10 protein-coding genes are annotated in these 9,915 nt (G+C 62.0%); 7 read left to right on the top strand and 3 right to left on the bottom strand.

Translation table 11 applies throughout. The annotated features are described in order from the left end of the window. Positions 1-7: 7 nt before the first annotated feature. Complete coding sequence (locus AC5P56_RS00285; protein WP_288496534.1) at positions 8-1,000, top strand: RHS repeat domain-containing protein; 993 nt, start codon at positions 8-10, stop codon at positions 998-1,000. Positions 1,001-1,043: 43 nt separating this feature from the next. Beyond that, a complete protein-coding gene (locus tag AC5P56_RS00280; RefSeq protein WP_241887087.1) occupies positions 1,044-1,460 on the top strand; it encodes a hypothetical protein in 417 nt (138 codons plus the stop codon). Positions 1,461-2,246: 786 nt separating this feature from the next. On the opposite strand, the gene AC5P56_RS00275 is transcribed toward AC5P56_RS00280, so the two are convergent. Continuing rightward, a complete protein-coding gene (locus tag AC5P56_RS00275; protein WP_241887086.1) occupies positions 2,247-2,600 on the bottom strand; it encodes a hypothetical protein in 354 nt (117 codons plus the stop codon). Between the two features lie 664 nt (positions 2,601-3,264). Between AC5P56_RS00275 and AC5P56_RS00270 the strand changes: the two genes are divergently transcribed. Both AC5P56_RS00270 and AC5P56_RS00265 read left to right on the top strand, forming a co-directional pair. Further along, the gene (locus AC5P56_RS00270) at positions 3,265-3,612 is read left to right on the top strand and encodes a DUF6984 family protein (RefSeq protein ID WP_241887085.1); all 348 of its coding nucleotides are present in this window, start codon (positions 3,265-3,267) and stop codon (positions 3,610-3,612) included. A gap of 1 nt (position 3,613) precedes the next feature. Continuing rightward, positions 3,614-4,168 (top strand): hypothetical protein, encoded by a 555-nt coding sequence (locus tag AC5P56_RS00265; RefSeq protein ID WP_288496533.1) that lies wholly within the window; start codon positions 3,614-3,616, stop codon positions 4,166-4,168. Between the two features lie 948 nt (positions 4,169-5,116). Here AC5P56_RS00265 and AC5P56_RS00260 read toward each other — a convergent pair. Then, positions 5,117-5,800 carry a hypothetical protein gene (locus AC5P56_RS00260; RefSeq protein ID WP_032956036.1) on the bottom strand — a complete coding sequence of 228 codons (684 nt, stop codon included), beginning with the start codon at positions 5,798-5,800 and terminating at the stop codon, positions 5,117-5,119. 108 nt (positions 5,801-5,908) lie between these two features. Here AC5P56_RS00260 and AC5P56_RS00255 point away from each other — a divergent pair, with 108 nt between their 5' ends. The 3 genes from AC5P56_RS00255 to AC5P56_RS00245 all read left to right on the top strand — a co-directional run bounded on the left by AC5P56_RS00255 (position 5,909) and on the right by AC5P56_RS00245 (position 8,910). Continuing rightward, on the top strand, positions 5,909-6,727 hold the full coding sequence (locus AC5P56_RS00255; RefSeq protein ID WP_014648303.1) for an SDR family oxidoreductase: 819 nt from the start codon (positions 5,909-5,911) through the stop codon (positions 6,725-6,727). 93 nt (positions 6,728-6,820) lie between these two features. Then, the gene (locus AC5P56_RS00250; RefSeq protein ID WP_241887083.1) at positions 6,821-7,813 is read left to right on the top strand and encodes a YiiG family protein; all 993 of its coding nucleotides are present in this window, start codon (positions 6,821-6,823) and stop codon (positions 7,811-7,813) included. A gap of 155 nt (positions 7,814-7,968) precedes the next feature. Then, positions 7,969-8,910 (top strand): YiiG family protein, encoded by a 942-nt coding sequence (locus AC5P56_RS00245; protein WP_046432346.1) that lies wholly within the window; start codon positions 7,969-7,971, stop codon positions 8,908-8,910. Between the two features lie 102 nt (positions 8,911-9,012). On the opposite strand, the gene AC5P56_RS00240 is transcribed toward AC5P56_RS00245, so the two are convergent. Continuing rightward, entirely contained in the window at positions 9,013-9,885 is an 873-nt protein-coding gene (locus tag AC5P56_RS00240) for an ion transporter (RefSeq protein ID WP_014648300.1), read from the bottom strand. Positions 9,886-9,915: the final 30 nt, after the last annotated feature.

The raw sequence follows: 9,915 nt of genomic DNA, 5'->3' as shown, positions 1-9,915 counted from the left end.
CCTGAAAATGAAGATCAAGAAGATTCTGGTTGGTGTCGCTGTCCTGTCGGGAATGTTGCTGGGGACGGTGAGTGCCTCGGCGCAGGAGATCGTCCAGTATGTGCATACCGACGCACTGGGGTCCCCGGTCGCCATCTCTGATGCCAACGGCGCGATCATCGAGCGCACGGTGTATGAGCCCTATGGTGCGGTTGTAGGTGGCGCGAAGGGCGATCGGCCTGGGTTCACCGGGCATGTGTCGGACTCGGCGACGGGTCTGACGTACATGCAGCAGCGGTACTATGATCCTGAGATGGGTCGATTCCAGTCTGTAGATCCGATAACTGCATATGGCAGCCCGCTTTCGGCATTCAATCGATACTGGTATGCCAGTAGTGGCCCGTATAAATTCATTGATCCCGACGGACGTCGCGCGTGCGGAAAGGACACAACGTGTGCTCTGGAGCAGGGAGCCAGTGGTGGAGCGGTAATGGTCAATGGGGAGCGGAGTGAGCGATCAGAACAGCAAGCTCAGGTTGTGGGAAAAGCAGCGACCGCGGCTGCCAATAGCGCAATAGGCTCAATACGGGGGAAGGAGTTCAAGACGGCTGGGGCTGCCGGGAGAGCGTGGCACGAGCGCGTTCGTAGAATCGCAGATAGATTCGACGCCGAAATAGCGTCCAGAATGTTCTATGGCAAGGATGGCATTGTTATCGGTAGCGCTACCAGTGACGGCCTGCGGAACTCGGTTGATCCTGATTTTTCGTCTGGGCCAAGTCCCTATTCAATAACTGCTGGGTATGTTCACTCGCATCCGGGTACGAATCTGTTCAGTAGAAATGACCTGAACTATGTCATTGGTCAGTATAGGAAGGCTAATGGATGGGTCCATAATGGAAAGTTCGATCAAAGCGTCATTGTTTCATTGTCAAATGGTAGGGTGGTGGAGTGGAAGGCAAGTAGCTATCTGGAGTCCGGTGGAAAATCGTACCTGAATGAGGCCTATTACAGTGATCATTGAACGGGGGGTCGCCTTCCTTCTCTTGCTTGTTTCATGTGGTGCTATGGCTGAGGTGCGTGAGAACCATGCCAAATGCTACGCGGTTTCAGAAGTTGACGGCGATGGCAAGCCTATTCGTGTCTGCACGCTGCTATTTCAGGACCTTCGGAATCGTCGCGATTCCGTGTACGTCGAAGTTTCGGGGTACGTTGCTTACATAGGTGGATTGCCCTATTTGTTCCCCTCCAGGGATGCGTACATTTATACCGGTGGGAAGGGGGGGGTGGCTCTTGCAATTCCTTTGCCGGAGAAGAAGCGTTTCAAGCGGCTGGTGCGCGCTGATTCTACGGTGACAGTTGCGGGATTGTATTCCCCGGGGGCAGGGTCCGGAAATGGAGGGCTGGGGCAGCTTGAAGTGATTGGTCGACACTACTGGCTGCAGGAACTGCCCGGGGATAAGCCTCAGTTGCCGATTGACTGATCAGTAGATTTGTATGTCTCGTTCTTTAATAAAAGGCATTGGAGTGATGGAGGGATGCTATGAACAGCTGCGTCGGAATTGCCAGTCGTTGGTCTGCAACCTGAGAGAAACTCGAAGCACAGGTTGATAAGCTATCCACGTCGCAGACATTTGGTGATGCTAGGGCCGGGGTAGACGCGAGCGAACCCGGCTCAAGGTATCCTTGTCCAACTCGAGCAGGTACTTCAGTGGAAGGTGCTGCTGGCTGAGATTTAGTCGTGCTACATGCCCTACCACCGGCCCTGGCGGGTGGGTGGCCGCCGCACTCAGTGGAAACGACGCCGTACATCCACTTGCTGCATCAGTGCTACACCTTCAAAGGTCCGGGCATGGAGCAAGCCCTGTACGAGATCGCTTCGGCGCGACTGATTACAGGGCTCAGCGAGCTTGATGTCTGTAGACAAGTATGGCTCAGCCATATTTTTCTCCAAGGTTGCGGGCCAGCGGGAGCCGTAGATTGAAGAGTGGCATTATCGTATCTAGGCCACATTTGAGCGCTCACAGCAGATCATTGTGGGTGATGGTGTCGTACCCGCACAGGTGCTGGGTGGACGATTTGCGGAGTTCAAGACGGAGCGATTGCGGACGCTCACAGACATGCGCGGTTTTTGCGCAGAGTACGACGACTGCATCATCGTCTACTCCGGTGGAATCTTGCCGACTGCCCAAGTCGGCCAGGTTTGCGATCCCCCGGCAGATCGCGAATAGTGTCCGTACGGCCGGGCATAGCCCGGCTCGACCGGGCCATCACTCCGGCCGGATCTCATGGCAGGCCCATTCCGCCAAGCCGCGGCAGGCCAGGAACATGCCTTCAACAACGCCCTCGTCGAGGTGTTGCTCCGGCTGCGCCGCCACGCGGCAGCGCTCGGCGGCGTGCAGCATTTCCAACACGGTCTGCAGCCCAACCAGCGCGCGCTCGGTGCGCGCCAGACTGATGCCACGGCCAGGAGAGAGGTCGTGCTCCGACCATGGATGGCCGTCGGCGGCCTCGCCAGCGCGGAGGTATTTGAGGATACCGAAGAAGGTACTGAGGTCTGGACGTTGAGTGCCGTCATTGGTGGCGGTGGCAACGTACGAGGAGAACGCGTCGGATTCATTCATGGCGATGGCTTCCGTGGCAATGCTGGGCAGCGCCACCGCGCAGAGCGAGGTGGCGGACGGTGCGGGTTCCAAACCGGGATGAAGTAGCGCCATTGACCGGCGGGCCCGAAAGCCCCCACGCACCGCCCGCCATAGAGGCCAACGGATTGCCCGCCGGCACCACGTATTGGTGATACCGGCGGGCAAGCGTAAACAACTAGCGCGAACTTCATCTCGGGTTTGGACGCCCGGCCACCCGTTATCGGTGGCGCGCCATGGTGGTTACGTCTTCGCCTCGAATTCCAATTGAACATTGCAAAGAGAACGCGTGATTCGAGAGCGTGGCGCTATTGTTGCATGCGACCCCCAGGCCTCACGCGACGCGGGAAGACGCACTTGCGCAAAAGTACTGACGACGGCGCATCAAAATGTCGCAATTGGCGGTGGCACACGCGAATAGCGCTACTGGCCACTCTGCAGTGATCTTTGCAGCGTAATGTAAGGCACAGCGTTTTCGGCGATCGCTCGGCCGTGTAGTCGGGCCAATGCCGACATGCGTGTTCCGCAGTCGGCCTCGTCGGGCATGGCCTAGCTAGGCCGCTGTTGTCGTATTCTGTTGATGCCTTGAGGGGTAGATGGCGTCGCTGAGTTTGGAAGCTGGCAACAGAACGAAATGAGCAACCCAATGCGTACCGTTTCCAGCGTTGAAAGAGCGCTGATTGAAGCTGTGGCAGTCTGTCTGCCTGCGGCCTCTGCTTCGCAGCTTCAAGCCGACCTGGCTTCCGCAAGCGCTGTGGAAACCAGTCTGGGTGGAGCTCGGGTGGGATTCGTCATTTCTGGATATGAGCGTCCGCCGTATCAAGGGCAGCACGCATATCCCGTCGAGCTGCAGATGCAGGACGCAGATGGTGCTGAACTCACGCCGATTCTTCATGCGGACGCAAGTGGCCGTCTGCTGGAGCTGGAGATCATCCGCTGGGACGGTGCCGAGCTGATATCTCCGCAGATCGAGAGCTTGGTCTGCTATGCATGAGGTGGCGAAGAAGGATTCTGGTGACGACAAGGGCAATGTGCGGAATGCCAGCCTCGAAGAGCCAGTGGATGTCGCGGAAGCGCTTGCGATGTATCAGCGCTTGATGCTTGAACGAAGCGATGCGGCGTTCGTCGCCGACTTCATGGTGTTCTGTTGGCAGGCCGTTGATCCCGGGCGCGTCGCCGCATTGGACTTGCCTGGGGACGTTGTGGACGCGTGCGCTGATCAGCTATCCCTGCTGATGCGGATGGAGGATCAGCAGGATCAGCAGCGCGCGGCGCCAGCGTTCTGGAAGCGCTACATCGAGTGGGCGGACTACGCCATCGATTTCCCGCTTGATGAACGCAAGCGGTTCATCTGTGAGGCAGCTGGCTACCTGGAGCCAGCATTTTCTGTGTTCGTGGCCACTGGCGGCGCTGAGATGAGGTCTGAGGCGATGGAGCTCCTGGCTGAGTACTCCGGGTCTGGCACAGCGAGGGCTGCCTATGTCAGATCGGTGATCGAGAGTCGGCTCAGCTCTGAAGGGTCATATGGTCATCAATCCGTCGGTGGCTGATGGCTGTCAAAGGGGTCTGCCCATCACAACGGAAAGTGGTCGACGTGCAACGGTTTGAATAGAGCACTTGGTATATCCCTGCTGCTGGCAGCGGGTGGGACGGGTCTGGTTCCCGCCTTTGCCAGAGACAAGCATCCAGGCATCTGCCAAGGAATGAGTGGGTCGCCCAATGATGTGCAGTCCTGCCGGACACCGCTGCAGGCGCTTCTTGCGAACTCGGGCGGCTATGATGGCGGGCACGTTGCTGCGTTCGGCTACCTGCTCCATGAGGGTGGGAGCAGTGATGCCCTCGGCCCCTCCGCCGATACGCTACGCAGAATCGACTTCATAGGGGATGTACCGCGGTCGATCTGAGTGGCGCGGAGTACGAGGACTCCGTGCGTGGCATCGAGCCAGGCCTGTACTTTGTCATGGTCCAGGGGATGTATTGCGCGGGGGGGCAGTGAACGGTGCCTGCGTGGGCGAACTGAGGGCGCCTTTCATATCGCGCATATCAAAGGTCGATGAGGTTGATTGACCAGAGTGCTGTTGAGGTAATGCATGTGGGACTGCACACACGCCATCCTCTATTACGAGAGCCAAGGGCAGGACTCGTTCCTGGTGCATGAGAACGTGTACCTGATCAGTGCCGATAACGGCGAGCGCGCTCTTGAGAATGCAAACGCGCTTGCTCGCGGGTATGAGGATCCGAGCGGCCGCCTGATGGGTGAAGACGGTAGACCGTCCCTCTATCGATGCGCCGGAATCCGCAAGCTGATATCAGTAGAGACTGATGAGGACACTGCCGAAGGACGCCTGCACTCCGGTGTGGAGGTCACGTACTCCGTCATGGCGGTGGATACGTTGGATCAGGTGAGACGTCTTGCCCGTGGTGATGGCGTGGAAGTGCTGTACCAGGAATGGAAATGTAGAGCCGAGCATGGCTCGGCTCTACAGAGGCGGGTGACCTTACGGCGTCGCCGGCACCACCTGCTGGCCAATGAAGTTGCGCTTGGCATCGAAGTCGTAGGCGATCTGCAGCTGGCCCACATCCGGGCAGGCGTGGCAGTCGCGCAGCGGCGTGCGGTACAGCAGGCGGACGCCGCCGTTCTCCAGCGGCGTGGCCCCGGCCGACTGCGCCGGTGCGAACGGCGTGGCCTGCGGGTGGTCCTTCAGCAGGGCCTGCACGGCGGGGTCGGCACGCAGGGTGTCGTCCAGCTGCACGGCATCCACATCGATGCGCTTGCCGGTGGCGTCGACCAGGCGGGTGCCCTCGTTGGTGTTGGCGCGGAACGGATACTCGACCGTCGCAATGCCCAGGCCTTCGTTCTCGTGCCAGGCCGTCACGTAGGCCAGCTCGCCCCCGGTGGACAGCTGTTCGGCGGCGGTGATCGCATCGGCGCTGGCGCCGCCGGCGCGCATCGCATCGCGCAGGCAATCACGCGTGGCGGCGTTCTCGCCCTGGCGGCAGGCGTTGAGGTCGCCATCCCACACCACGGCCTCGCTCCAGCGCAGCTTGCCGTCGGCGGCGGCCTTCTCCGCGCTGGGCGTGTCACCGGCAGGTGGCTCCTTGCCCGGTTCCGGCGAACGGCCCTGGCAGGCGGTCAGCAGGGCAAGCCCCAGGGCAGGCAGCAACAGGCGGGAACGGCGCATGGCGTGGACCTCGTGCGTTGTCTGGAGGCCCAAGTATCGTCAAGGCCGGGTGAACTCCACGTCGGCGCGGCATACTAGCGGCTCATTGCATACGCTGGAGTGTGGGACGTGGGCAGTCTGCAGGGCAAAACGCTTTTCATCACCGGTGCCTCGCGTGGCATCGGCCTGGCCATCGCACTGCGCGCTGCGCGCGACGGCGCCAACGTGGCCATTGCGGCCAAGTCGTCGGTGCCGAATCCGAAGCTGCCGGGCACCATCCATACCGCGGCCGAAGCGGTGACGGCGGCAGGCGGGCAGGGCCTGGCCCTGAAGTGCGACATCCGCGAGGAAGAGCAGGTGCATGCGGCGGTTGCGGCCACGGTCGACACCTTCGGTGGCATCGACATCCTGGTCAACAATGCCAGCGCGATCTGGCTGCGTGGCACGCTGGATACGCCGATGAAGCGCTTCGACCTGATGCAGCAGGTCAATTCGCGCGGCAGCTTCCTGTGCGCGCAGGCCTGCCTGCCGTACCTGCTGCAGGCGCCGAACCCGCACATCCTCACTCTCGCGCCGCCGCCGAGCCTGGAACCGAAGTGGTGGGGCGCGCATACCGGCTACACGCTGGCGAAGATGGGCATGAGCTTCGTCACGCTCGGCCTGGCCGCGGAATTCGGCCCGCAGGGTGTGGCGGTGAACGCGCTGTGGCCGCGCACGGTGATCGCCACCGATGCGATCAACATGATTCCGGGCGTCGATGCGGCCGGCTGCCGCACGCCGCAGATCATGGCCGATGCTGCGCACGCGGTGCTGGTGCGCGAGGCGGCGGGTTTCCACGGCCAGTTCCTGATCGACGATGACGTGCTGGCACAGGCGGGTATCACCGATCTGTCCGGCTATGCGGTGGATCCATCGCGTCCGTTGTTGCCGGATCTGTTCCTGGAGTGATCGCGCGTCGCCGGCAGAGGCCGAGGGCTGCGACCTTCGGCCTGCTGCGCTAGAATGCGCGGCTGTAATCGTTTTCAACAAGGACGTGAACCCATGTCACGCACTCTTTCCGTCGCGGCGCTGGCCGCTTCGCTGTCGATTGTCCTGGCTGCCTGCGGCGGCAAGGCACCGGCAACCACTGGCGACGCCGGCCCTTCCAGCACGCCCGACGCCAGCGCGGCGCCGTCCGACGCACAGCAGCAGTTGACCGCCAAGCTCAACGCCTACATCGGCTGCTTCAACACGCTTGATTCGAAGACCCACGGCAGCATCGAGTCCTATACGCGCTGGATCAAGGACGTCGAGGCCGGCCCGAGCGGGCGCGAGACCCAGGTGTACGGTCCGTTCGAGATCAGCGATTACGACATGAAGCAGTGCGATGGCCCCGTGACCGAGGCGATGGCTGCCAAGCCGGCGCTGGCTGAGCTCGATGCCGCTGCTGGCCATTACCAGCAGGCGCTGAAGGCACTGGTGCCGCTCAGCAAGGACGCGCACGACTATTACGATCGCCAGGACTACGAAGACGACCAGTTCGCCAAGGGAAAGCAGCTGCACGCGCCCTTGATGGCCGCCTTCAAGGAGTTCGTGACTGCCAGCGAAACGTTCAACGCCGAGCTGGAGCGCCAGAACGACGCCGCCCAGCGCGAGCAGCTCAAGGTATTGGAACAGGCCGAGGGACGCACGCGCGAGTACTACCGTCTGGCAATGATGCTGGAAGCCAAGGCCATCATGGATCTGATGAGTGAGGATGACTTCGATCAGGCCAAGGCGCGCGAGCGCCTGGATGCGTTCAACCGCATTTCCGACGAAGCGCATGCGAAGGTGGCTGATCAGGAGCCGGGCAAGCTGGACTGGAACAGCTTCGAGCGTGAAGCCGAGAACTTCCGTCGCGAAGGCAAGGAGCGGCTGCAGCGCGTCAGCGAGAAAAAGCCTTACAGCGATTTCGAACGACGCATGCTGGATTCGCCCTCGATGGCGCCGCGTGGCTCCGCCAACAAGCTGATGCAGGAATACAACGCGCTGGTTTTCCAGAGCAACCGCCAGTAGCGAAGCTCAACGTTATTTTTGTCGCGATCGAGCAGGATGATTGCGACATGACGCGCCCCGCAGCCCCGAATGCCAGCACCTTCCCGAGGTGCTGGAGCGCGCGCCCGCGCCATGCATGAAGATGCCTGCAGTTTTCACTGGTGCAAGGAACTGATTTGAACGCATCCACACGCCTGATTCCCGTTCTCCTGCTTGGCGCGCTGGCCGGCTGCAACAACCCGGCGGGGCTGGCGGTCGCCGACCCCGGGCTGGGGAAGGTGAACGCCTACATCGAGTGTTACAACGGCGTCGAACAGCCCATCCGCGAGGGTTTCCAGACCTATACGGGCTGGATGAAGGATCCCGAGGCCGGCCCGACCGGCAAGGAAGCGCAGCCGCGTTCACCCGGCAAGCTGTTGTCGCACCGGGTCGACCATTGCGGCCAGCCGCTGACCGATGCGCTGGCAAAGACCCCTGCCACGCCGCTGGATGCACCAGCGCGACAGTACCAGCGGGCATTCCAGGCACTGAACACCCTGATCGAGCGTGCCGATGGGTACTTCACCCGCGAGGACTATCGTCGCGATGGTGGCGAAGGGATGCGCAGCCAGCATACCCCGCTGATGCAGGCCTATGCTGATTTCTTCAAGGCCAGCGAAGCGATGGATGCTGCGCTGGAAAAGAACGAGAACGATCGCCGCGCCGCCCAGCTGAAGCAGATCGAGGAAAGCGAAGGCCGCTCGCTGGCCTATTACCACCTGCGCCTTGTCGGCGATGGCAAGCAGCTGGCGATGGCGTTCCAGAGCGACGCACCGGACGTTGCGGCGTTGCGCGGCCAGCTGGCCGACTATCAGGCGCTGGTGACGGAAATCCAGAACAGTGGTGTCGGCAAGGACGACCCGATGTGGGGTCATGTGCAGCGTTCGGCCGACAAGCTGGTGCGTACCGCCGGTCGCGGTGTCGAGCGTCTGGAGCAGGGCAAGCCGATCACCGCCGATGCGTTGGCCGCCGAGCGCAAGGCGTCGGGCAGCTGGCTCACCACCGATCCTGAGGGCGCGCAGTCGACGATCCTGGATGCCTACAACGACCTGGTGACCACCAGCAACCGCATGCGTTGAGGAGGATCCACGCATGGCGTGGAGCTACCGGGGGTAGTGCCGGGTCACGCCCGGCACGCACCCTGCGGGTTTGGTAGTGCCGGCCGCTGGCCGGCATGTGCCTCAATGGCTGAATGCATCCGGTAGTTCACCCCCGCACTTGCGGCAATGCCGTGCATCCGGCTCGTGGCCTTCCAGCCCGCAGTGCGGGCAGCCACGCGCATCGCGGCGCGCGGCCAGCTCGGCTTCACGCATGGTGCTGGCCAGCTCCGCGGTGTAGATGCCGGTGGGCACGGCGATGATGCTGTAGCCGATCAGGATCAGCACCGACGTGACGAAGCGGCCAAGCACGGTCTGCGGCACGATGTCGCCGAAGCCGACCGTGGCCATGGTCACCACCGCCCAGTACATGCTGGCCGGGATGTTGGTGAAGCCGTGTTCGGGGCCCTCGATCACGTACATCAGCGCGCCGGCGATGATGGTGATGGTGATCACCGTGAACAGGAACACCAGCACCTTGCGCCTGCTGCGCCACAGCGACGTCATCAGCACGCCGCTTTCCTCGATGTAGCGGGTCAGCTTGAGGATGCGGAACACGCGCAGGATGCGCAGCGCGCGTACCACCAGCAGGCTCTGCGCGCCAGGAATGAACATCGACAGGTAGGCGGGCAGGATCGACAGCAGGTCGATGATGCCCCAGATGCTCACCGCGTAACGCAGCGGGCGCTTGACCACGGCCAGCCGCAGCAGGTACTCGGCGGTGAAGATGATCGTGAAAGCCCATTCCAGGATGTACAGGCCGGTGGACCATTCGGCATGCAGGTGCTGCACGCTGTCGATCATCACCACCAGGATGCTGGCGACGATCGCCACTACCAGGATCAGGTCGAAATTGCGCGAGGGCCGCGAGTCGTGGCGGTAGATGATGTCGAACCACCGGCGGCGCCAGCCGGTCTCGGTGGCGGGGTTCAGCTGGGGGGCAGAAAACGGTCGCATGGGCGCATTGTGCCGCAGGGGTTCCGGCGC

This window comes from Stenotrophomonas sp. YJH_SMC_131, assembly GCF_059367975.1.
This window is presented reverse-complemented; position numbering and strand designations above follow the sequence as displayed.